The 21,404-nt window shown below is 72.3% G+C and carries 20 protein-coding genes; 9 read left to right on the top strand and 11 right to left on the bottom strand.

Features of this window, described 5'->3' with window-relative positions; translation table 11 throughout:
- Positions 1 to 249: 249 nt before the first annotated feature.
- On the bottom strand, positions 250 to 762 hold the full coding sequence (locus tag BCL76_RS33915; RefSeq protein WP_109783206.1) for a PadR family transcriptional regulator: 513 nt from the start codon (positions 760 to 762) through the stop codon (positions 250 to 252).
- Between the two features lie 88 nt (positions 763 to 850).
- On the opposite strand from BCL76_RS33915, the gene BCL76_RS33910 reads away from it, so the two are divergent.
- Complete coding sequence (locus BCL76_RS33910) at positions 851 to 1,411, top strand: hypothetical protein (protein WP_109783205.1); 561 nt, start codon at positions 851 to 853, stop codon at positions 1,409 to 1,411.
- A 153-nt stretch (positions 1,412 to 1,564) separates the two neighbouring features.
- Here the strand turns inward: BCL76_RS33910 and BCL76_RS33905 are convergent, their stop codons facing one another.
- Positions 1,565 to 2,071, bottom strand: coding sequence for a hypothetical protein (locus BCL76_RS33905; protein ID WP_109783204.1), 507 nt, complete (start codon positions 2,069 to 2,071; stop codon positions 1,565 to 1,567).
- A gap of 118 nt (positions 2,072 to 2,189) precedes the next feature.
- Positions 2,190 to 2,621: a pyridoxamine 5'-phosphate oxidase family protein gene (locus BCL76_RS33900; protein ID WP_258310063.1), complete on the bottom strand. Its 432-nt coding sequence runs from the start codon at positions 2,619 to 2,621 to the stop codon at positions 2,190 to 2,192.
- Between the two features lie 217 nt (positions 2,622 to 2,838).
- Between BCL76_RS33900 and BCL76_RS33895 the strand changes: the two genes are divergently transcribed.
- From BCL76_RS33895 to BCL76_RS33875, 5 genes are all read left to right on the top strand, one after another.
- A complete protein-coding gene (locus BCL76_RS33895; protein ID WP_181382853.1) occupies positions 2,839 to 3,918 on the top strand; it encodes a DUF5954 family protein in 1,080 nt (359 codons plus the stop codon).
- 151 nt (positions 3,919 to 4,069) lie between these two features.
- The gene (locus BCL76_RS33890; RefSeq protein WP_109783202.1) at positions 4,070 to 4,501 is read left to right on the top strand and encodes a VOC family protein; all 432 of its coding nucleotides are present in this window, start codon (positions 4,070 to 4,072) and stop codon (positions 4,499 to 4,501) included.
- Between the two features lie 171 nt (positions 4,502 to 4,672).
- Entirely contained in the window at positions 4,673 to 6,049 is a 1,377-nt protein-coding gene (locus BCL76_RS33885) for an LCP family protein (protein ID WP_258310062.1), read from the top strand.
- A gap of 52 nt (positions 6,050 to 6,101) precedes the next feature.
- Positions 6,102 to 8,189 carry a SpoIIE family protein phosphatase gene (locus BCL76_RS33880; RefSeq protein ID WP_109783200.1) on the top strand — a complete coding sequence of 696 codons (2,088 nt, stop codon included), beginning with the start codon at positions 6,102 to 6,104 and terminating at the stop codon, positions 8,187 to 8,189.
- A 117-nt stretch (positions 8,190 to 8,306) separates the two neighbouring features.
- A complete protein-coding gene (locus BCL76_RS33875; protein WP_375137998.1) occupies positions 8,307 to 9,626 on the top strand; it encodes a cytochrome P450 in 1,320 nt (439 codons plus the stop codon).
- A gap of 59 nt (positions 9,627 to 9,685) precedes the next feature.
- On the opposite strand, the gene BCL76_RS33870 is transcribed toward BCL76_RS33875, so the two are convergent.
- The 3 genes from BCL76_RS33870 to BCL76_RS33860 all read right to left on the bottom strand — a co-directional run bounded on the left by BCL76_RS33870 (position 9,686) and on the right by BCL76_RS33860 (position 12,302).
- Complete coding sequence (locus BCL76_RS33870; RefSeq protein ID WP_109783199.1) at positions 9,686 to 11,092, bottom strand: pyridoxal phosphate-dependent decarboxylase family protein; 1,407 nt, start codon at positions 11,090 to 11,092, stop codon at positions 9,686 to 9,688.
- Positions 11,093 to 11,159: 67 nt separating this feature from the next.
- The gene (locus BCL76_RS33865) at positions 11,160 to 11,510 is read right to left on the bottom strand and encodes a hypothetical protein (protein ID WP_109783198.1); all 351 of its coding nucleotides are present in this window, start codon (positions 11,508 to 11,510) and stop codon (positions 11,160 to 11,162) included.
- Between the two features lie 129 nt (positions 11,511 to 11,639).
- Positions 11,640 to 12,302, bottom strand: a complete 663-nt coding sequence (locus BCL76_RS33860) for a DUF4232 domain-containing protein (RefSeq protein ID WP_109783197.1) — start codon at positions 12,300 to 12,302, stop codon at positions 11,640 to 11,642.
- Positions 12,303 to 12,470: 168 nt separating this feature from the next.
- Here BCL76_RS33860 and BCL76_RS33855 point away from each other — a divergent pair, with 168 nt between their 5' ends.
- A complete protein-coding gene (locus BCL76_RS33855) occupies positions 12,471 to 13,322 on the top strand; it encodes a hypothetical protein (RefSeq protein ID WP_109783196.1) in 852 nt (283 codons plus the stop codon).
- Between the two features lie 44 nt (positions 13,323 to 13,366).
- Here the strand turns inward: BCL76_RS33855 and BCL76_RS33850 are convergent, their stop codons facing one another.
- From BCL76_RS33850 to BCL76_RS33840, 3 genes are all read right to left on the bottom strand, one after another.
- Positions 13,367 to 13,588, bottom strand: a complete 222-nt coding sequence (locus tag BCL76_RS33850; protein WP_109783195.1) for a hypothetical protein — start codon at positions 13,586 to 13,588, stop codon at positions 13,367 to 13,369.
- Positions 13,589 to 13,725: 137 nt separating this feature from the next.
- Positions 13,726 to 14,226 carry a hypothetical protein gene (locus tag BCL76_RS33845; RefSeq protein WP_109783194.1) on the bottom strand — a complete coding sequence of 167 codons (501 nt, stop codon included), beginning with the start codon at positions 14,224 to 14,226 and terminating at the stop codon, positions 13,726 to 13,728.
- Positions 14,227 to 14,292: 66 nt separating this feature from the next.
- Positions 14,293 to 15,294, bottom strand: a complete 1,002-nt coding sequence (locus BCL76_RS33840) for an RNA ligase family protein (RefSeq protein WP_181382852.1) — start codon at positions 15,292 to 15,294, stop codon at positions 14,293 to 14,295.
- Between the two features lie 112 nt (positions 15,295 to 15,406).
- Between BCL76_RS33840 and BCL76_RS33835 the strand changes: the two genes are divergently transcribed.
- Together BCL76_RS33835 and BCL76_RS33830 are read left to right on the top strand one after the other, a co-directional pair.
- Positions 15,407 to 15,730 carry an antibiotic biosynthesis monooxygenase family protein gene (locus BCL76_RS33835; protein ID WP_109783192.1) on the top strand — a complete coding sequence of 108 codons (324 nt, stop codon included), beginning with the start codon at positions 15,407 to 15,409 and terminating at the stop codon, positions 15,728 to 15,730.
- A 57-nt stretch (positions 15,731 to 15,787) separates the two neighbouring features.
- Positions 15,788 to 16,675, top strand: coding sequence for a S41 family peptidase (locus BCL76_RS33830; RefSeq protein ID WP_109783191.1), 888 nt, complete (start codon positions 15,788 to 15,790; stop codon positions 16,673 to 16,675).
- Between the two features lie 55 nt (positions 16,676 to 16,730).
- On the opposite strand, the gene BCL76_RS33825 is transcribed toward BCL76_RS33830, so the two are convergent.
- Positions 16,731 to 19,358, bottom strand: a complete 2,628-nt coding sequence (locus BCL76_RS33825) for a SpoIIE family protein phosphatase/ATP-binding protein (RefSeq protein WP_258310070.1) — start codon at positions 19,356 to 19,358, stop codon at positions 16,731 to 16,733.
- 182 nt (positions 19,359 to 19,540) lie between these two features.
- The gene (locus tag BCL76_RS33820; protein WP_109783189.1) at positions 19,541 to 21,397 is read right to left on the bottom strand and encodes a VanW family protein; all 1,857 of its coding nucleotides are present in this window, start codon (positions 21,395 to 21,397) and stop codon (positions 19,541 to 19,543) included.
- Positions 21,398 to 21,404: the final 7 nt, after the last annotated feature.

Genomic DNA, 21,404 nt, shown 5'->3' with positions numbered 1-21,404 from the left:
GCGGGTTCGACCTCGACGTTCCGGGCGTTGTCAGTGGCTCGCCCTACAGTGCGAACCATCCCATTCAAGGGTTGAGGCGGGCTGCCTCGCTGCATGATCCCGCCCCACCGGACCCCCTCGGGGGACAGCGACCGGTGGGGTGGCGCGCGGCCCCGCCGACCAGGCGGGAGCCGCCCGGCCGGGCTCGGGCCCGGCAGGGGCGATGTGGAACGAGAGCGGGCGGCCGGGCGCAGCCCAGAGGTGGCTGATTCAGCGGATCTGGTCGGCTGCCCAGGCGGCCCACTCGCGGCGCATCGCGTTGAAGCGGAGGCCGTACTCGAGGGCGATCTTGCCGTTCACCGACAGCGGGTCGTCGCCCCAGTCGATGGAGTCGGTCAGCCGGCGCAGGTCCTCGTGCTCGCGCTCCGACATCTCCATGAGCTCCGTGAGGTAGCCGCGCGCCTGGTCGGGGGTGATCACGTTCAGGAAGAAGACCCGCAGGAGGATGTCGCTGCGGGTGTTGCGCTGAGGCTTGGTCTCGGTCAGCCAGTGGCGTAGTTCCGTCAGCCCTTCGCCGGTGAGGGTGTACTCCTTGCGGCCGCGCGGGCCCTGCGCCGAGACGTTGATCAACTCGGCTTCGGCGAGCTTGGACAGTTCTGTGTACATCTGGCTCTGCGTGGCGGGCCAGACGTTGGCCAGCGAGGTCTCGAAGCGCTTCAGCAGGTCGTAGCCGCTGGCCGGGCGTTCGGAGAGGAGTCCGAGAAGGGCGTGTCGAAGGCTCATACCCCCACCCTACATTCCACTCTTGACATGTCGAGAGTGGAGGTTCTAGTTTCGACATGTCAGAACTGGAATCTCACCGGGGGCCCCGATGTCATACGTCCGCACTTTTCTTCCGTGGATCGTCTTCGCGGTGCTCCCGTCCGCCCAATGGCAGTGGGGCGCGCTCGCCGCTCTGCTGGCGGCGGTGGCGGTGACCGTCCAGCAGCGCCGGGCCGGGGCCGGATTCGACGCGTTGATCATGGAAATCGGCTCGGCGGTCTTCTTCGCGGGGTTGGCGGCCATCGCCTACGCCGATCCCCACTCGGCCGTGCACGCCTACTCGGGGGCCCTCTCCTCGGCCACCCTGGCCCTCATCGCCGGGGCCTCGCTGCTCGTGCGCAAACCGTTCACGCTGGGCATCGCCAAGCGCACCACCCCGCGCGAGGTCTGGAGCCTCAAGCCTTTCGTCCGCATCAACGTGGTCATCACCGCCTCGTGGACCGCCGCCTTCGCCGTGACGGCGGGCGCACTCGCGGCCCTCGCCCACGCCGGGCACGGGCACTCGACGGGGGCGACGCTCGTCCAGGTCGCGGGGTTCGCCGTCCCGATGCTCTTCACCGTCCGCTACGTGGCCGCCGCCCGGGCCGAAGCCGAAGCCGGTACCCGGTGAGCACCCCCTGCACCTCCCCGGGCAGATCCCGGAAGGGCCCGAGCGGCCGGCCCGGCTCTTCGCCGACCGCGGCTGCGACTTCGACACTGATCCGGCCTGGGCAAGATCCACTGAGCGGTCGGGCGCACCTCGGTACGCCTGACTCCAGAGGCTTCAGTGGAGCGGGTGGACCCGTAGATGCCGATCAGGCGGGGCCATGCTCAGCCCGTTCTCGTCGAGAGCGTTGAAGACGGTCACCCGACCCGTCTCGAAGACGAAGCTGACGTCGACGTTGCCCTGAGCCAGATCCCTGCCTGTCCATTCGAGCAGTTCGACCCCTTTGAGAGACAGGCCCTTCAGATCCGGAAGCCCGGGAAGAGGCTCGGAACGCCACTGCAGGTCGAAGTCGGGCCACCGGACAGGGTCACCGGGGTCGATCGTGTTCCACGTGAGGGAAAGATCGTCGAACTTCTGATGATTGATCTCGACCTGCTCGCCCTCGAAGTCGAACAAGACCGGGCAGTCACAGAACCACTCGTCGGCCTGACGGTCCCAGACCATCCAGACTCTCGTCAGAGTCCGGCCGGCAAGACCGCGGAGGCGATGCGCATGCTCCCGCACGACGTCACTACGGCGGTTCAGCCACAACGGCTGGTAGCCCGCGATGCCAAAATCGAACATTGCGTCATCCTGTCAGGGCTGCCTCCCGGCAGCTCGACGCAGCCCAAGCGACAGGCGACGGACCACTTCTCAAAGATTCCGGCCGGTCGACGGGGTGGTCGGCCGGCCGGAATCCGGGCTACAGACCCGACCTGGTCCAGAACTGACGCGGCGCGAAACCATCGCGCCGCAGCCAGTGCTCCGTATAGACGATCCGCTCGGCCTCGACCACGACGACAGGTCCCGACGGGGGCTCGTCGAGTGAACGCGAGCGCTCGACGTGGTCGGACTGCCGGCGGAACGCCGGCCGGTAGTGCGCGAAATCGGGGTCTTCCTCCGACAGTACGCGGGCTCGCCCGAAGAGCTGCGCCCCTCGGCTACTGGCCCGGCCGACCAGCGGTGCGAAGATCCCCACCGACACCCGGGGGTCCGCGGCCAGGTTCCTCATCTTCGGCGACCCCGGGGCGGTGCTGAACGTCACCGCGAAGTCGAGGTGGAAGTACCGCACCGGCGTCGCGAGCACGCACATGTTCTTGGCCTCCACTCCCCGAGGCAGCCACGGCGTCGGCATCCGCGTCAGAACTCGTCGGCATCTGCTCAGTCGTCGAGGCTCATCGTTCGGGCTCGCGCGGGTGGGACGGAAGGGACGGTGGTGGTCAGGGATCGGCCGGGACATGCAGGAGGTGGGCGGACGGTACCGCCACCGGGGGCCCCGGGGCCGGGGAATCGGTGAATCGGGGGCGGCGCCCCGGACCGGTCGGCAGGATGGGCCCATGGACCGTGGGGACATGAGGCCGAGCGGGTCGCGGCGGGTGGTGGTGCGGGTGCCGGTGGAACCGGTGGAGGCCGCGCAGGAGGCCGACGCGGTCGACGCCGTGGCGCGTGCGAGCGATGTGGTGGTGCGCGGCCCGCTGTTCGGGGTGGCGGCGCAGTCCCCCGAAGACGGGCCGCGGTGGCGGGTGGTGCTCGAGGTGACGTCCGGCTGCCCGCAGCAGGCTCGGGACGGGCTGAACTCGCGGCTGTGGTTCCAGGCGAAGGACGAGGCGCGGGACCGGGCCGAGCGGCGCGAGCTGCTGGCGGCGGTCGCCCGGCTGGAGCGCGAGCGCGTCGACGAACTCCTGGTGTCCGGAACCCGGTACCGGGTGGTGCGCGCCGAGGAGTACGCCGCCTCGGGCCCGGGCGGCATCGAGGCGCCCCGCCCGACGGATCCGGAGCCCCCGGTCCCCGACTGGGACCGGGCCGTCCGGGAGCCGGGGATCGATGACGCTCTGGTCATGGATCCCGACGCGCCGGTCACTCCGACGCAGGCGTTCGAACAGCTGGCCCTGCGCGAGCTGTGCTACACGGGCGGACGGTTCCCCGAGGAGGTGCGCGACGACTCGCGGCGGGCCCTGGACACCCATCCGGACGTGCTGGTGATGCCGCCGACGTTCAGCGTCGTGGAGCGGACCACGGACGGCTGGCGACCGGTCAGCGGACCGCACGCGACCCCGCACGCCGCCCGCAAGTCGCTGGACTTCGCCCTGACGTGGATGTGGCCGCGGATGCGGGGGCACATCCCCGAGGACGCCGATCCGCGCACCGACGCCCGTACGGGGACGGCCGCGGGCGCCGCCGACTCCGCCGACGTGCGTGCCGCGAAGCTGGCGGCGTACGCCGGGGCCGCCGATACGCTCCGGGTCGGACGCGTCAACCGGCTGGAGTTCCAGGACACCGTGTACCAGATCGTCCGGACGCGCCGTCTGTTGCGCTGGGGGCCCGACGGCCCGGAGGGCCCGCGGCCGTCCGACGTCAACAGCCAGGAGCCCGCGCGGATCCATCTCACGCTCGACGAGGACGGGCGCGTCCTTCCCGACGACCGACCGTGACCCGGCTCGGTCCTTCCCGGGGAAGTCGGCTTCCGCCGGGCGTTTCGACGTGCGCGACCGTCCTCCATGGGAAACGGTGGACCCGCCCCGCTCGCGACCCGCTGCGCGACCCGTTGTGCGACCCGCTGATGCCCGACCGAGGGAGACACCCATGAACTGGACGCTCGAAGTCGTCCCCGTCCCTGTCACCGACATGGATCGCGCGAAGAGTTTCTACGCCGACCAGGTCGGCTTCGGCGTCGACCTCGACGACGAGGTCTCCCCGGGCGTGCGCATCATCCAGATGACCCCGCCCGGTTCCCGGTGTTCCATCGCCATGCTCCAGGGGATGCCCGAGGTGCCCGGGGGTCGGGTCATGGAGCCCGGCAGACTGCACGGCCTGCAGTTGTGCGTCACGGACATCGAGGCGGCCCGGGAGGAGCTGGTGGCTCGGGGCGTGGACGTGTCGCCCGTACGGAACGTGGGCGAATCGGGCTGGCAGGAGGGCAAGGGCGGGACCTGGAACTCCTTCATGACCTTCGACGACCCGGACGGCAACAGTTGGGTCGTCCAGGAGGCCCCCTCGGAGCTGTCCGAGCGCTGACCGGGTCGGCGCCGAAGGCGCCCGGGTACCCCGCGGGGGCGGGCAGATGTACCAAGCCGGCCCCCTGCGGGGTGGAATCCCGGCGCGTACGGCCCGGGCGCCCGCACGCAAGGCCAGTACATTCCCCATTTAATCCGGTTAATCCGGTTCGTTCGATCTTGGGGATGCGCCTTGCGTCGTACCGCTGTCGCTCTGACCCTGCTGACCGCCCTGTCCTGCGGTTCCTTCGTGGGCTCGCAGGCCGTCTCGGCCGCGAGCGCGTCCGCGGGCAGCGGCGGTGGCACCGGCCGGGGCACCAACATCCTGGTCGTCGGCATCGACAGCCGCGCCGGGCTCTCCGCGGCCGAGAAGCGGCGGCTCCATGTGGGCGGCAAGGGGTGCAACTGCACCGACGTGATGATGCTCGTCCACCTGTCCCAGAACCGGCGGCGCGCGAGCATCGTCTCCATCCCCCGCGATTCCTACGTCGAGTACGCGGGCACCACCGCCACCGCCCCGGCCCGCAGCGGCAAGATCAACGGTGCCTACGCGGCCGGCGGTGGCCCGCTCACCGTGGCCACCGTGGAGAAGGCCACCGGACTCCACATCGACCACTACCTGGAGACCGGTTTCACGGGCTTCGAGCGGACCGTCGACAACCTCGGCGGCGCCACCGTGTGCACCGACAAGCCGCTCAAGGACGAGAATTCCGGGCTCGACATCGGCGCCGGCCGCCACCTCACCGACGGGAACCGGGCGCTGCGCTACGTCCGGGCCCGGCACGTCAACCTCCGGCCCGGCGACCTGGGCCGGGTCCGCCGCCAGCAGCGGCTGGTCGACGACCTGCTGGCCCGGCTCACCGCCGAGGGCGCCCTGGCCGGCCCCATCAGCACGGCTCGGACCGTCCGCGCCCTGCTGAAGACCGTACGCACCGACGAGCGCACCGGCCTGGACGATCTGGTCCGCATCGGCTGGGCGCTCGGTCGCCTCCGCGCGGACCGGACGGAGTTCGCGACCGTCCCCATCCGGCTCTTCGACCATCGCGTCCCCGGTGTGGGTTCCACCCTGGTGTGGGACGAGGCCCGCTCCGCGGCTCTGTGGGCGGCGCTCGGCGCGGACCGCCCGATCACGGGCGACACCCGGATCCAGCCGGTCGCGAAGAATCCGGCCCCGACCGACCCGGCCCGGTTCTCCGTCCGCGTGGACGACGCCGACGTCGCCGCCGCCCTGCGCGGCAACGGGTTCGTCGTCACCGACACCTCGGCGACCGCGCCGCCGGAGCGCCCCGCCGGCCCGCCGGTCATCCGCTACGCCACCGGCCAGGAGGAGAACGCGGCAACCGTCGCCGCGGCGCTGCCCGGCGCCCGCCTGCAGGCCGACCCGGAGCTCGACGGGGTCGTCGAGGTCACCGTCGGCGCACGGCCCGTCCAGGTCCAGGCCGTCACCTTCGACCGCAACGTGGCCGACGGCGCCCCCGTGACCGGTGACCGCCTCCGCTGCGCCGAGGCTCCGGCCGCGGCCGGAGCCTCCCGGCCGGGGAGCGCCGTGGAGCCGTCCGGGCGACGATGAGAGATGCGGACCACGCACAGTCACGAGGCCGTTCCCGAGGAGCGGGTGCACGATGCATGAGGAGATGCCGCTCGACGACCTGATCAGCAGCGCCGCCCAGGACGCCGGAGGCTGGCTGGGCGCCCTGCCGGTCGCGCTCGTGGCCACCAGCGGCGACGGGATGATCGTGCGCTGGAACCACGGCGCGCAGCAGCTCCTCGGCTACGCGCCGCCCGAGGTGCTGGGGCGGCACATCTCCGACCTCCTCCATCCGGGAGCCGATCGCAGCCTGGGCCGATCCTTGTGGGAGACGGCCGCCACCGGGCGCGGGGTCATGGGTACGGTCACCGCCTGGCACAGCAAGGGGCACCCGCTGGAGCTGGAGATCTGGGCCTGCCCGGTCCCCGACCGCCGCCACGGCGCCTCGGCGGTGCTGGTGTTCGCCGCGGACGCGCACGCGGCCCGCCGTATCCGCGGTTCCTCGGCGGTCTGGGACGGGCTGTTCGCCCGCTCGCCGGTCGGGATCGGGGTCCTCGACACGCAGCTGCGGTTCCTCCAGGTCAATCCGGCACTCGAAACGATGAACGGGCTCGCGGAGTCCGCGCATGTGGGGCGTCGGCTGGCCGAGTTGCTGCCCGAGGTGAACGCCGACGAGATGGAGGAGGCGATGCGCCAGGTCCTGGACACGGGTGAGCCGGTCCTCGACCGGCGCCGTACCGGCAGGACCCCGGCCGACCCGGATCACGACCATGTGTGGTCGTGCTCGTACGTGCGCGTCGAGGACCCCGGCGGTCGGCCGATCGGTGTGATCGCCTCGCTCCTCGACATCACCAGGCAGCAGCGTGACCACACCGAGGCCGAGGCGGGCCGGCGCCGCCTGGCCCTGCTCAGCGAGGCGAGTTCGCGTATCGGCGCCAGCCTCGACCTGGAGCGCACGGCGCAGGAGCTCGCCGACCTCGCCGTCCCGCACCTGGCGAGCGCCGTCACGGTCGACGTCCTGGACTCCCTCGCCCGTGGCATCGAGCCGGGCACGGGGCTGGCCGGGGGCGTGGCCCTGCGCCGGCTGGGCAAGGCACCGCTGACCGGATCCGCCGTCACCCAGATGCTGGCGCCTTTGGGTCGGACCCTGATCTTCCCGGCGACCGCCCCCTACACCCAGGCTCTGGCGGCCCGTCAGTCGTTCCTGATCGCCCAGCTCGACGAACGGAGCGTCGCCCCCGCGGCCCGGCACTCCCCCAAGCCGGACCAACTCCTGGAGCTGGGCGTGCACTCGTTCATGATGACCCCGCTCATCGCCCGCGACATGGTGCTCGGCGTCGCCACCTTCTACCGCACCGGACGCACCGGCCCCTTCGGTTCGGACGACGTCACCCTCGCCACCGAGTTGGCGGCCCGCGCCGCCATCAGCATCGACAACGCGCGCCTGTACCACCACGAGCACGAGACCGCGGTCGTCCTCCAGCGCAGCATGCTCCCCCAGCATGTCACTCCGCCGCCGGGGATCGAGATCGCCCACCGCTACCTGCCGGCCAGCGATGTCAACGAGGTCGGTGGTGACTGGTACGACGTCCTGCCGCTCAGCGGCGGCCGGGCCGCGCTCCTCATCGGCGACGTCATGGGCCACGGCATCGCGGCCGCCGCCGTGATGGGACGGCTCTCCGCGACCGTCCGCGCCCTCGGCCGCCTCGACATGCCTCCCACCGCCCTGCTGCACCAGCTCGAAGCCACGCTCGCCGACCTGTCGGACCCGATGCTCGCGACGTTCCTCTACGTGGTCTGCGATCCCGCCACCGGGCGTTGCTCGGTCACGCGCGCCGGACATCCACCCCCGGCCGTGGTCCAGCCCGACGGCACCGTCTACCTCGTCAAGACCCCGCCGGGCGTCCCGCTCGGCGTCGGCGGCATCTCCTTCACCACCACCGACATCGCCGTGCCGCCCGGCAGTACGCTCGTCCTCTACACCGACGGCCTCATCGAGGCGCGCAGGCGCGACATCGACGAACGTCTGAGCGAGCTCACCGGATTGCTCACCGAGCCCCAGCAATCGCTCGACCACCTCTGCGACTCCCTCATCGCCCATCTGGTGCCCGCCTCCGCCGACGACGACATCGCGCTCCTGGCGGCTCGTATCGGCGTACCCGACCACCCACCGCCCGGGTGATTCGGGCCATCGATCGTCCGGCTCTGTCACCGCGCACGTCCGTCCCCGTACAGTCCGTGATGTCGCAGCGACCCTCGGGCACCGTCCCGACAGCCGGACAGGAGATGAGCCGTGTCCATCGACGCCAGGAGCGAGCCGCCCGCCGCGCGGAGGTCCGGGACGGGGCGGCCGCTCCCGGAGGCCGACGCCGGCTGCGCGGAGCGGTGGCGGGCTCACCAGGGTGACCTGGTCGACCTGTTGACGCAGGTACGGGAACGGCTCGGCGGGGTCGCCGCGTTCCGAGTCGGGCCGCGACCCACCGTGCTGGTCACCGAGCCCGAGGCCGTGCGACACGTCCTCGCCCTGCACCCCGACCGGTACGTCAAGCGCTCCCACCGCGCCCGCCTGCTCATCGGCGACGGGGTGCTCGCCGCGACCGGCGAGGCCTGGAAGACCCAACGCAAGCTGCTGCAGTCGCAGTTCACCGGGAAGGGGATGCGCCGTTACGAGGAGCGGATCGTCGGGGCGGCCCGGACCACGGCCGCCCGATGGGCCGACCACGCGCGCACCGGGCGGACCTTCGACCTCGGCGAGGAGATGCGCCGCTTCGCCCTCGACACCATCTGGCGGGCGCTCACCGGGCACCCGCTCGACGACGCCACGGCACACGAACTGACGGCCGTGGCCTCGGTGGTGGCCGCGCTGCCGAGTCTGCCCGCCGACCAGGTGGACGCCCGGGACGCCGTCGCCGACGACCTGGCCAGGATCGACGAGGTCGCCCGACGCGCGGTGGCCGCGGCCCGCGACGGCTCTCCCGGCCCCGACGGGCCGGGGCTGCTCCAAGTGCTGGTCGACGCGTCGGCGGAGCGCCCCGAGTACACGGACCGGGTGGTGCGCGACGAGCTCGTCACCTTGCTGGTCGCCGGGCACGAAACCACCGCGACCACGCTGACCTGGCTGTACCTGCTCCTCGACCGCCACCCCGAGGCCCGTGAGGAGGCGCTGGCGGCAGGTCGTGAGGGCTCACCGGAGCGACGCGAAGCCCTCCAGGCGCTGGTCGGCGAGACGCTCCGGCTCTACCCGTCGGCGTGGATCCTGCCCCGGCACGCCCCCGAGGCCGATGTCCTGGCGGGCTACCACGTCGAGGCGGGCACGGATCTGCTGGTCTGCCCCTACCTCACGCACCGGGATCCCGAACTGTGGCCGGATCCCGAGCACTTCGACCCCCGACGCTTCACCGTCGCGGGCGGCCGTCCCACCCGGCCCGGCGCCTACCTGCCGTTCGGCATCGGCCCCCGAGCCTGTCTCGGCCAGCAGTTCGCCCTGCGGGAGTCGGTCGCCCTCCTCGAACTCCTGCTGCCCGCCCACGTCCCGTTCTTCCGGTCGGTGCCCAGCCGGGCGGCGTACAGCATCACCGTGCGCCCCGACGGCCCGACGCCCGTCACACTCACCCGCTGAGGGGTCGGCGAGAGTCGCCGCCGCGGGCCGTGCGCACACCACCTCCGCGACCGCTGCCCTCACGAGCGGATCGGCCCCGAGGAGGCACGGCGGATCGCGTCCAGGGTGTGGGACACGTCCCCGTCGGTCGTCGACCAGTTGCTCACCGAGATGCGCATGACGCGGCGGCCGTGCCAGGTGGAGCCGCTGATCCAGGACGCGCCCTCGTCGAGGAGGCGGGCCAGCACCCGGTCGGTGCGTTCGTCGTCGCCGAACTCGGCGCAGACCTGGGTGAAGACCACGTCGTTGAGGACGGTCGCGCCGTCGATGGCCTCGATGCCGGTGGCGAAGGCGCGGGCGTGCCGGCACAGCCGGTCGACGAGGTCGGCCACGCCTTGACGGCCCAGGGAGCGGAGGGCGGCCCAGACGGTGAAGGCGCGTCCTCGGCGGGAGAGCTCGGGGACCTTGTCGATCGGGTCGCCGTGTTCGTGCTGGATGAGGTAGTCGCCCTGCAGACCCATCGCCGACCGGAGTGCGGCGGCGTCCCGGACGAGGGCGAGGCCGCAGTCGTAGGGGACGTTCAGGGTCTTGTGGGCGTCCGTGGCCCAGGAGTCCGCCTGGGCGCAGCCTGCGGTGAGGTGGGCGTGGGTCGGGGAGACGGCCGCCCACAGGCCGAAGGCGCCGTCCACGTGCACCCACGCGCCGGCCTCGCGGGCGGCGCGGATCGTCTCGGGGAAGGGGTCGAAGGCACCGGAGTGGATGTCACCGGCCTGCAGGACGACGATCGTGGGGACGGGGACGGGGACGGGGACGGCACCGCGTACGGGGCCGGGGGCCGCCAGGGTGCGGCGTAGCGCCTCGGGGTCCATGCGTCCTTGCGCGTCCGCCTCGACGAGTTCGGGCCGGCCGAGTCCGAGGTAGCGCAGGGCCAGGTCGATGGCCATGTGGCGGTCCTGACCCGTGATGACGCGCACGGGCGGTCCGCCGGCGAGTCCGTCGTGGGCCACGCTCCATCCGGCCCGCCGCAGCACCGTGTCGCGCCCGGCGGCGAGGCAGGTGAAGTTCGCCATGGTGGCACCGGTGGTGAAGCCGACGGCGCTGTCGGGCGGGAGGCCGAGCAGGTCGATCAGCCAGGCGCCGGCGATCTCCTCCGCCGCCGTGTACGCGGGCGTGACCGCGCGCATCACGCAGTTCTGGTCCCAGGCGCTGACGAGCCAGTCGGCCGCGAGCGCGGCCGGTTCGGTGCCGCCGACCACGAACCCGTAGAAGCGACCGCTGGGGAAGGCGGTGAGCCCCGGCTCGCAGGCCGTGGCCATCAGGTCGACGACGTCGGCGGGTGTGCTCGGCGCGTCGGGCAGCTCGGCGCCGAGCGCGCGCACGATCTCGTCGACCGTGGCGCGGGCGGGAACCGGGCGGTCGGACAGGCTGGCCAGCCAGCGGACGGCATGACCGTGCGCCTGTCGGAGCGCCGCCTCGCGCTCGTCCATACCTCGGACTATGGGACAGACCCCGCCCGCCCGCAAGCGGCGGGCAGGAGGGCAGGAGGACTCCGCGTCAGTGGATGACGCTGAAACTGCGCCAGGGCAGGCTCACGGGGGCCGTGACGTTGGAGAGGGTGGTGGCCACGTAGATCCCGTCGGCCTTGTCGGTCTTCTGGCAGTCCGGGGTCCGGTACAGCACGACATCGACGAGGGTGTTGTTCTCGACGTGCGTGGCGCCCTTCGGGATGCCGATCTTGTGGCAACCGACGACCAGCGTGTTGGAGTAGCTCAGCTCGACCGGCGAGTCGTGCCCGCGGAAGGTCAGCATGCCGACGGTGCTCCGGCCCAGGCCCGAGCAGGCGCTTGCCGTCAGCAGCAGTGCTGCGACGCCCACGATGGTGCTGATACGTCGGCTGTGGGGCATGGGCTCGGTCCTCGTCTGTGCGGTGGTGACGGTCCTTGTCCACAGCCTGACCCGGTGGGGCGCGGCCGTCCTCCGTTGCTCGGCCGACCGGATGACCGGCCGACCGGATGGCGGCGACGGCCCGCCGGCCTACAGGCTCAGTGCGTCCTCCGCGTTGTTCATCCAGGCGGTCACGGAGTTCTTGGTGGGCGAGACGTACAGCCCCGGGGTGGATGCCTTCAGCGGTGTCTGCGTCAGGTCGGACTCGGTGCTCATGGTCAGCGCGATCGAGTTGACGGTCTTGCCCTTGCCGTCATTGGCACCGCCCATGAGCCCGGCGTATGCCGACTGGCCCGGCTCCAGCCGCAGCGCGTCCTCGATGCCGGGGGCCGCGCCGCGCTCCGTGGCCTGGCCGTCCAGATCGCCGAAGGTGACGATCGGGTGCCCGAGCGCCCGGCACGCCTTGGTGCCCTTGTTGGTGATCTTCAGCAGGTAGCTGCTGGTCGTGGGCTCGGCCAGGCTCGCGGTGAACGTCACGTCGAACGTGCTGCAGGGGAAGACGTCGTAGTCGGGGTCGGTCGAGCCCGGCTTCGGCGGCTTCGTGGGGGTCGCGGTCTTCTTCGGCGCGCCGGACTTCGACGGCGTCGCGCTCGGGGCCGGGGTCGCGGTCGCGCTCCCGCCGGGGCTCGTGGTCGGGCTCGCGCTCGGTGTCCCGGGCCCGCCCGCCGCGCCGTCGTCGGTGGGTCCACAGGCCGTCAGGGCCAGTGCGGATACTGCGGCGAGAGCGACGGCTGCCTTGCGTACGGTGCTCATGATGGTGGTCCCCCCTGGGGAATGCGCGTGGAACGCGCCGGGCTGGGCCGGGCTGGCTGAGCACCAGCGTCCCGTAGAAGCTTCACAGCTTGGTGACGGTGTGTCGTCGGATCGACCACGGTTGCCGACCCGCCGGGGACCACGGGACAGCCCTTAGCATCTGGGTCCATGGGGACATCGGAAGGGAACGGCCGTGCGGGCGCGTGGCGGGTCACGGTACGGGCGCGGGGGCGCAGGCCCGGTCTGCCGCCGGACGGTCAGGACCGTCCCGGCCGACCGCTCGCCCGTCGGCAGGATCTACGGATCCACGGCACCGCCGGGAAGATCAGCTGCGTGGACGACTCGGGCCGTACCCACTGGACCTCACCCTGTTCCGGCGTTCCCAACGCCGCGCACATCTCCGGCGGGCGGGTCCTCGTCACGACGGACTCGCTCGCGTACACGCCGTGGGGCCATCTCGGCCCGGCCGTGCTTCTCGATCTGGCGGACGGCAGCCGGATCGCCGAACTGCGCGGCGCACGCGGCGCGGCGCTGGGCGGTGGCCGGTTCGTGCTCGGTCTGGAGGGCTACGACGTCTTCGACACGTGGGCCTACGACCGCGACGGCACCCTGTACGACTCCTGGCGCAGCTACGGTCATTACGTGGTCGGGACCGGCATCCGCGTCGTCGAGACCGACCGCAACATCCCCACCGGGAGCCGGGTCGTGCGGCTGCTGCCCGGTGGCAACGTCGAGCGCGGACCGGCGCTCACCGACCCGCAGGCCCCGGAGCCGCTCGTCCTCGCGGACGGCACCATCCTGGTGCTCGACGCCGGGGTGTTGCGCGCCGTGGGCCGCCGGTTGGAGGAGCAGGTCCTCGCCGAGCTGCAGGCCATCGCCCCCGAGGAGGCGTGGCGTCACCACGGCGCGCTCCACCGCTCCGGTGACGACATCACCGTGACCATCACCGAACAGCACCCCGACCGGCCCGGCAAGCACACCCACCGGACCTGGACGCTGACCCTCCACCCGGGCGGTTGAACCGGCGCGGGTCCGGTTGCCGAGATGCCGGTGGGGACAGGCCGTCAGTTCGCCACGACGGTCAGTACGGCCGAGACGACCGTGACCGCGGACGCGGCCACCATCCAGTTCCGGGCCCGGCCCGTCAGTACCGGGATCCCGTCGGGGTCGTCCTCCTCGGATTCCTCCTCCGGCTCCCGCCGGCGCGGACACGACCCGCAGGCCGGATCGTGGATCAGTGTGTCGAGCCAGACGACACCGTCGAGCGGCGCCCGAGCGAACAGCATCCCGTCAGATTCCATAACCGGACAACGCCATGATCCGCATCAGGCCACTGCCGGAGACCGGACCGAGGCCCAACCGTTGCCGACCAGCCGATCGGACAATGCGCTGAGCGCACCGGAGGGCCCCGGTGCGCGCCGGATCACCGGCCGCGGCGGTTGTCGTAGATGGTGAGGCAGAGTTCCTTCATCGCGGTCTCCGCCCGCTTGGGGTCCGCGCCGTGGTCGATGGCTTCGAGGGCGGCGGCCGCGGAGGTCTGTACCGGGTACGGCAGGCCCTCGTAGGCGGAGATCCGGTAGGCCATCGTGCGGCGGGCCGCCCGCTCGGCCTCGCTCACCCCGTCGGGGGTGAGCGGGAAGACGGCCGCCTGGTAGGTCGCGATGCAGACGAGCGCGGCATCCGCGAGGCCCTCGGCGTAGCCGTCGGCCGGGACGGTCTCGCGGTCGGGCTCGAACAGGGCGAGGACCTGCCGCCGGGAGAAGTACGACCCCAGCCCGGCGCCGAGGCCGGCCACGGCCGCGAAGACCACGGCCATCAGCCGGCCGGACACGAGCAGACCGAGGCAGGCTCCGGCGACCGTGCCGCAGGTCACCAGGACGAAGGTGATCATCAGGTGGATGCGCGAGCCGAACGGGGACTTCATGGCAGCAGTATGCACAGGGCCGTCGGCGCGGGGGGAACCCGGCGTGCCGCCCCGCACCCGGTGGTGTCAGGCACGGCGGTCGGCGGCGTCGAGGCGCGCCAGGGCCAGGGCTCCGGCGCGCAGGCACTCCTCCAGCGCGCGGTACGTCGCCCGGTCCAGGCCGCCCAGTGCCTGCGCCACCTCCTCGGTGGCGTCCCGGGCGATCTCGCCGGCCAGGTCTGCGGGCGGGGTACGGGGTCCCAGCTTGCTCACGGCGGACGCGGCCCGGGCCGGGGTGAGCAGGCCGGTGCCGTGGGCGAGCAGCCGGCCGGGGACTCCTGCCGCGCCTTCGGCCGGCGCCCGGTAGGGGCGCGAGCCGTCGAACCGCTCGTCCTCGGCGAAGGCGGGTTGCTTGAACTTGGCCATGGGTCGCCCCGTTTCGCGGGATCCGTCGGCGGGTTTGACGACGAGGCCCTCGGCGAGGTTGTCGGGCAGCGCGGGCAGGCCCAACAGTCCGGGCAGCCGGGTGGGGAAGACCGTCGGCAGCTCCTGCAGGCGTGCGAGCGGGCCCTCGGCGAGCAGCGGGACGCAGCGCAGCCCGGCCTCGGCGGCAGCCGCGCGCAGCGTCCGGTCCCCGACCCAGCGCGGGCCGCCCTCGTCGGTGACGGTGGCGTCGAAGGGCAGCCAGATGAGTTCGGGCGCGTACCAGACGCCGGTCTGTACGGGCTCGGCTCCGGGCGTGGCGGGTACGTCGGGGTGGGGGTAGCGGCCACCGGCGAGTTCGCCGTAGACGGTGACGACCGCGGAGGCCGGGGCCGCCGTCGCCTCGCGCAGGCTCTGCGCGCAGCGGGTCGCCGCCACCGCCAGCGCGGGCCAGATCCTGCCGACGCCGAAGAAGTCGTCCAGCCCGCCGTCCGCGAGCAGTTCGCGCCGCTTGGCGGGATGCGCGCCCGAGGTGTCGCACACGACGGCGAAGTTGGCGCCGTGGATCTTCTCGTGGGCGACCCAGTTCCGCCCGCGCGCCTCGCCCAGCCGGGTGTTCGAGGGGATCTTGGGATACGGGGTCCAGGGGCGAGGTTCGGGGTGCACCGGGCGATCGTAGCGAGCGCGTCCGCGCAGGACCCAGGGTTTTCCTGCCCGCGGGACGCACCCGTAGGGTGGCCGGGAAAGATCCACATTTTGATGCGGGGGGGATCCAGGCATGTTCGCTGTGATCTACCGGTGGCGGCTCCGTCCGGGCATGGAGCGGCAGTTCACCGAGGGCTGGCACCGGGTGACGGTGGCCATCCACGCACGGTGCGGCAGTTACGGGTCCCGGCTGCACCGGGCGGACGACGGTACCTGGGTGGCGTATGCGCGCTGGCCCGACGAGGAGTCGCGGGAACGCTGCGCCGTGCCCGACCCGCAGGGGATCGCGATGATGGTGGAGGCGATCGCGGAGCGTCTGCCGGAGATCCGTATGGAGCTCGTCGACGACCTGCTCGCGGAACCCGGCCGGCTCTCGGGCGCGACTCCCGGACCGTGACCGGGTCGAGCGTGAACCCTTTTGATCACTGCGGAGTTGGCCCCTAGCATCCGTCCCATGCCTACCAATGAAAAGATCATCGAACACGCTCTGGACCGGATCACCGCGGGTTACGTCTTCCCGGACAAGGCCATCGTCATCGAGGCCGGTATCCGGGACCGGCTCGCAGCGGGTGCGTATACAGGCCTGGAGGGGCCGGCGCTCTGCGAGGCGGTGACGGCCCACCTTCAGGAGGTGTGCCCGGACAAGCACCTGCGCCTGCTGTGGACGGACGAGCCGCAGTCGCTCGACCCGGTCGACGAGGACGGCGGACAGGCCGCCTTCTCGGCACTGCTCCGGGCCGAGAACCAGGGGATCCGGCGCGTCGAGCAGTTGGAAGGAAACATCGGGCTCATAGAGATCCGCCTCATCGCGGGCGCCATCGAGGGCGCGAGCGCGATCGGGGCGGCGATGCAGTTGGTCGCGAACAGCTCGGCCCTCGTGCTGGACCTGCGGGGCTGCCGCGGTGGGATGCCGGAGGGGGCCGCGATGTGGTGCAGCTACTTCTTCCCCGACGACCAGGTGCACCTGAACGACATCTACGACCGGGGCTCGGACAGCACCCGGCAGTACTGGACGATCGCGCACCTTCCCGCTCCCCGCTACCTGGACCGGCCGGTCCACATCCTCACCAGCGCGAGCACCTTCTCCGGGGGCGAGGACGTGGCGTACACCCTGCAGGCCCGGGGCCGGGCCGTGGTGGTGGGTGAGACGACGCGGGGCGGCGCCCATCCGACGGCCCGGCACGCGGTCGCCGAGCACGTTCTGGTGACCGTACCGACGGCTCGGACGATCAACACCGTCACGGGCGGCAACTGGGAGGGCGTGGGCGTCGTTCCCGACGTCGCGGTGCCGGCGGAGCAGGCACTGGAGACCGCGCTCAAGGCCGTCCAGGCGGGCGTCTGACCTCCTCGCCGCCTCAGCTCAGGCCTGCTCAGGGGCTCTCAGGAGGCCAGGCCCCTCAGATGGGGTCCACTTCGAGGAAGGCCGCGAGGGCGGCCTCCGTGCCGCCCGCGGCGCCGGGCAGGGCCAGCTCCGCCCAGATGACCTTGCCCTCGGGCGTGTAGCGGGTGCCCCAGTGCTCGCTGAGCTGCGCGACCAGGAACAGGCCGCGTCCGCCCTCGTCCGTGGTGGCGGCGTAGCGCAGGTGGGGGGCGGTGCTGCTGCCGTCCCACACCTCGCAGGTCAGGTTGTGGTCGTGGAGGAGACGCACCCGTACGGGCCCGCTGCCGTGCCGCAGGGCGTTGGTGATCAGCTCGCTGAGGATCAGTTCCGTGGCGAAGCCGAGGTCGGTCAGGCCCCACTCGTCGAGCTTCTTGGCCGCGGCGTTGCGGGTGGCTCCGACGGCGCTCGGCTGGAACGGTACGTCCCACTGGGCCACCCGGTCCGGGCCGAGCGTCCGGGTCCGTGCGATGAGCAGCGCCACGTCGTCGGTGGGTCGGGGCGGCAGCAGCATGTCGAGCACGGCCCGGCAGCTCTCGTGCGGGTCCCGGTCGGGATGGCTGAGCGCCACCCGCAGCAGTTCCAGTCCCTCGCTGATGTCCCGGGTGCGCTCCTCGATCAGTCCATCCGTGTAGAGGACGAGCTGGCTGCCTTCCGCGAGGTCCAGCTCCGCCGTCTCGAACGGCATGCCACCGAGCCCCAGCGGGGGTCCGGCCGGCAGCTCCACGATCTCCGTCGTGCCGTCGGGGGCGACCACCAGGGGTGGCAGGTGGCCGGCCCGCGCCATGGTGCAGCGCTGGGACACCGGGTCGTAGATGGCGTACAGGCAGGTCGCACCCAGCACGCCGCCGTTCGCGCCGTCGCCCTCCCCGTCGTGGTCGATGCGCTGTACGAGGTCGTCCAGGCGCGCCAGGATCTCGTCGGGCGGCAGGTCGAGGGAGGAGAAGTTGTGCACGGCCGTGCGTAGGCGCCCCATGGTGGCGGCGGCGTGCAGGCCGTGCCCGACGACGTCTCCGACGACCAGCGCGACGCGGCAGCCCGCCAGCGGGATCACGTCGAACCAGTCCCCGCCGACCCCGGACTGCGCGGGCAGGTAGAAGTGCGCCACGTCCATGGCGCTCTGCTCGGGCAGGGCGCGCGGCAGCAGGCTGCGCTGGAGGGTCACGGCGAGGGCGTGCTCCCGGGTGTAGCGGCGGGCGTTGTCCATGCTGACCGCCGCGCGGGCGACGAGCTCCTCGGCCAGGGACAGCTCGTCCTCGTCGAAGGGTTCCTGTTTCTGCGACCGCCAGAAGTTGACCACGCCGAGGACGACGCCCCGGGCCATCAGCGGGGCCGCGATGAGCGAGTGGATGCCGTAGTCCACGATGGCCTGCGCACGCGGCGGGTCCTGGGCCTGCCAGCCCGGTGCGTCGGCCAGGTGGGGCACCAGCTCGGCCCGGCCGGTGCCGTAGCCGCGCGCCTGGGGCGTGGACGGCAGGAAGTCGATCAGCCGGCCGACGGGGTAGAGGGGATGGTCGGAGCGGATGCCGCTGACGGCGGTGCGCCGCATGTCGGAGCCCGCGCGGGGCTCCTCGCCGTCGATGACCTGGTCCGCCAGGTCGACGGTGACGAAGTCCGCGAAACGGGGGACGGCCACGGCGGCGAGTTCCTCGGCCGTGCGCACCACGTCGAGGCTGGTACCGATGTCGCCACCCGCGTCGTAGAGCAGCTTGAGGCGCCTGCGGGCGGTCTCCGCCCGGGTGGTCAGGACCTGCATCTCGGTGGAGTCGCGGATGGTGATGGCGGCGCCTTCCGGCCGACCCCTGGGGTGGGTGGGCCGCTGGTTGACGACGAGCAGCCGGTCCCCGCTCTCCAGGACCTCGTCGGTGGCCTCGCGGCCGGAGAGCAGCAGGTCCGCCATCCGGCGGTCCAGGCCCGGTACGTCGGCGATCTCGCGTCCGTCGGCGTCCTCGGGCAGCCCGAGCAGGCGTTTGGCCTCGTCGTTGGCCAGCAGGAGCCGGCCTTCGCCGTCGGTGATCAGCACCCCTTCGCGGACGGCGTGGAGCACCGCGTCGTGGTGCTCGTACATGCGGGTCATCTCCTGGGTGCCGAGCCCGTGGGTCTGGCGGCGCAGGCGTCTGCTGATGAGCGCCGTACCCACGGTGGCGAGGGCCAGGCCGGTGGCGATGGCCAGGAGGATGACGGGGAGCTGGCGGTCGACGACGCCGGTGACGTTCTTGACGGTGAGGCCGGCCGAGACCAGCGCGACGACCTTGCCGTCGGCCCCGGTGACGGGGACCACCGCCTGGATCTCCTTGCCGAGCGGCCCGTCGACGCTCTCGGTGTGGACCTGGCCCTTGAGCGAGGGCTCGATGTTGCCGACGAAGCGTTTACCGATGCGGTCGGGCTGCGGGTGGCTGTACCGGATGCCGTCGGTGTCCATCACCACGATGAAGTCCACGCCGGCGGCCTTGCGCGTGGTCTCGGCGAGGGGTTGGAGCGTCGCGGACGGGTCGGACGTCTTCAGGGTGTCCTGGAGGCCCAGGGAGTGGGCGAAGGTCTGGGCGACGGACACCGAGCGGTTACGTGCCTCACGTTCGGTGTCGTGCCGCGACTGGAGGACCAGGGCCAGCAGGGCCCCGGCCGCGAGCAACACCACGATCGCCACCTGGAGGACGAATACCTGTCCGGCGACGCTCTTCTTCCGGTTGCCTAGAGGTGACCGCACCGACGTGCCCGGCACGGGTGGCGAGGAATGGTCACGAACCCAGTTGTAGCACTTCCGGGCGCCGACGGCCCCCGGCATGCACGGTACGCGCCCGGAATGTCACGCCTGGTCCCCCGATGGTGTCAGTCGGCGTGGCTGCCGGTCGCGGTGGGGACGGCGTGCGCGGCCGGGACGGACGGGGTCTGCGGGGTGCCCGAGGGCTGCGGGGTGGCGCCCGGGGTGGCCCCCGCGGAGGGCTCCTGCGCGCCTTCCGGGGTGCCTTCCGGGGTGCAGGTGACCTCGTCGCGCGGCGTGTAGTGGGTCTTGAAGTCCTCGTGGCCGACTTCCTTGCCACCCTGCACGAAGGTCCGGCCGACGGTGACGTCGAAGCCCTCCAGCGGGGTCTGGACCTCGCAGCTCTCACCACTGCCGGTCCGCTTCCCGGGCGGCGTGATGTTGGTGCGCGGCCCCTTGGTCGCCCGTATCTCGTCGTACTTCTTCGTACCGAGGAAGGAGATCGTCAGCGAGGTGTCGGTGGACCGAGCCTGGATGTAGAGCGGGTGGCCGGAGTCGTTGAGCCAGCGCAGGTCGAGGGTGCCCCAGGCGACGGTGGCCTCCCGGCCCTCGGGGTAGCGCTCGATGTAGAAGGAGTGCGCGCCGTGCTCGACGGGCTTGACGCCCGCGAAGAAAGCGGCGTTGTACATGGTGGTGGCGACCGCCGAGACACCGCCACCGGGCGATTTCACGTACTGGCCGTCATTGATCATGATGCCGTCGACGAAGCCGTTCTCGGGGGTGCGCTCGCCGACCGTGCGGTTGAAGCTCCACTCCTGGCCCGGCATGACGACGGAGCCGTTGATCAGCTCCACGGCGCGTCCGATGTTGGTGGTGCGGTACGGGGCGGCCGGGAACTCCACGGTGAAGGAGGAGACCTTCTCCTTGAGGTCGAGCCCCCGCGCCTCGTCGGCTGTGAGCTCCGGCTGGACCGCCACGGTGGCCAGCTCGCCGCTACGGGCCGCACCCGAGCGGGTCAGCAGCGGCAGGACGGCCTGACCGAGCGCCTCCTGGGTGACCTGGCGCCCCGTACGGCCCTGGTCGGCGATCACCACACGGCCGTCCGCGGCGAGGCCGGGTACGGCGTCCCGCGGCGAGCGGGTGACCGCGTGGACCGTGGGCGCCACGGCGGGGTCTGTGAGCAGGCTCTTGGAGTCGAGGGCGGGCACGAGGCGGCCCTGTCCGTCGGCCCGCATCTTCAGGTGCTCGCCGAGGACGGTGGGGGTGATGGACATCGTCTTGCCGGCGACGGTGAGCGTGACGGGCCCGGACATCGCGGGCTCGGCGAACTGCCGCATGGCCCGTCCGGTCTCCTCCGCGCCGACACGCGGCTCGGTGCGCGCGACGGGCAGGACCACGGGGCCCTTGTCCGGCCGCAGGTAGGCGTCGCGGAGGGCGTCGACGGCCCGGTCCTCGACGAGGGAGACGCCGGGGAGCGGGGCGACGGCCTTGGCCGTGCCGTGCTCGAACGTGATCGCGCCGTCGCGGACCTGCTGCTCGGCGGCCTTGCCGAGGCGGTCCACCGCGGCGCGCGCCGTCTGCTCGTTCATGCCGATCACGGGTGCCACCTCGCGGCTGCCCGAGGCGAAGAGGCTGCCGACGACGGCGACGGGGCCGGATCCGGCCCGTACGGCGCGGTCGACGGTCGCCTCGGTGTCCAGGGAGAGCCCCAGCGCGGCGGGATCGGCCTTCTCCACCCGCTCGCCGATCTTCACCGTGATCGGCGCCGCGGCGGCGGCCCCGAGCTCCCGGGTCAGCGTCCGGCGTGCCTCGGCCCGACTCATGCCACCGAGGTCCACCCCCAGGACCCGTGTGCCCTGGTCTATGTCGCCTCCGACCGCGAGGGCGGTTCCGTAGAGGCCGCCCAGCCCGAGTACGACGCCTCCTGCCACCACCACCGGCAGAGCGATCCGTCGGTTGACAGTCCAGCTGCGCACGCGTCCCATATCTCTC

The organism is Streptomyces sp. CG 926 (assembly GCF_003148825.1).
Classification (GTDB): Bacteria; Actinomycetota; Actinomycetes; order Streptomycetales; family Streptomycetaceae; genus Streptomyces.
This window is presented reverse-complemented; position numbering and strand designations above follow the sequence as displayed.

Coding starts and splice junctions, on each gene's coding strand:
- BCL76_RS33915 (WP_109783206.1), bottom strand. CDS start 762: ATGAGCCTTCGACACGCCCTTCTCGGACTCCTCTCCGAACGCCCGGCC.
- BCL76_RS33910 (WP_109783205.1), top strand. CDS start 851: ATGTCATACGTCCGCACTTTTCTTCCGTGGATCGTCTTCGCGGTGCTC.
- BCL76_RS33905 (WP_109783204.1), bottom strand. CDS start 2,071: ATGTTCGATTTTGGCATCGCGGGCTACCAGCCGTTGTGGCTGAACCGC.
- BCL76_RS33900 (WP_258310063.1), bottom strand. CDS start 2,621: ATGCCGACGCCGTGGCTGCCTCGGGGAGTGGAGGCCAAGAACATGTGC.
- BCL76_RS33895 (WP_181382853.1), top strand. CDS start 2,839: ATGAGGCCGAGCGGGTCGCGGCGGGTGGTGGTGCGGGTGCCGGTGGAA.
- BCL76_RS33890 (WP_109783202.1), top strand. CDS start 4,070: ATGAACTGGACGCTCGAAGTCGTCCCCGTCCCTGTCACCGACATGGAT.
- BCL76_RS33880 (WP_109783200.1), top strand. CDS start 6,102: ATGCATGAGGAGATGCCGCTCGACGACCTGATCAGCAGCGCCGCCCAG.
- BCL76_RS33870 (WP_109783199.1), bottom strand. CDS start 11,092: ATGGACGAGCGCGAGGCGGCGCTCCGACAGGCGCACGGTCATGCCGTC.
- BCL76_RS33865 (WP_109783198.1), bottom strand. CDS start 11,510: ATGCCCCACAGCCGACGTATCAGCACCATCGTGGGCGTCGCAGCACTG.
- BCL76_RS33860 (WP_109783197.1), bottom strand. CDS start 12,302: ATGAGCACCGTACGCAAGGCAGCCGTCGCTCTCGCCGCAGTATCCGCA.
- BCL76_RS33855 (WP_109783196.1), top strand. CDS start 12,471: ATGGGGACATCGGAAGGGAACGGCCGTGCGGGCGCGTGGCGGGTCACG.
- BCL76_RS33850 (WP_109783195.1), bottom strand. CDS start 13,588: ATGCTGTTCGCTCGGGCGCCGCTCGACGGTGTCGTCTGGCTCGACACA.
- BCL76_RS33845 (WP_109783194.1), bottom strand. CDS start 14,226: ATGAAGTCCCCGTTCGGCTCGCGCATCCACCTGATGATCACCTTCGTC.
- BCL76_RS33835 (WP_109783192.1), top strand. CDS start 15,407: ATGTTCGCTGTGATCTACCGGTGGCGGCTCCGTCCGGGCATGGAGCGG.
- BCL76_RS33830 (WP_109783191.1), top strand. CDS start 15,788: ATGCCTACCAATGAAAAGATCATCGAACACGCTCTGGACCGGATCACC.
- BCL76_RS33820 (WP_109783189.1), bottom strand. CDS start 21,397: ATGGGACGCGTGCGCAGCTGGACTGTCAACCGACGGATCGCTCTGCCG.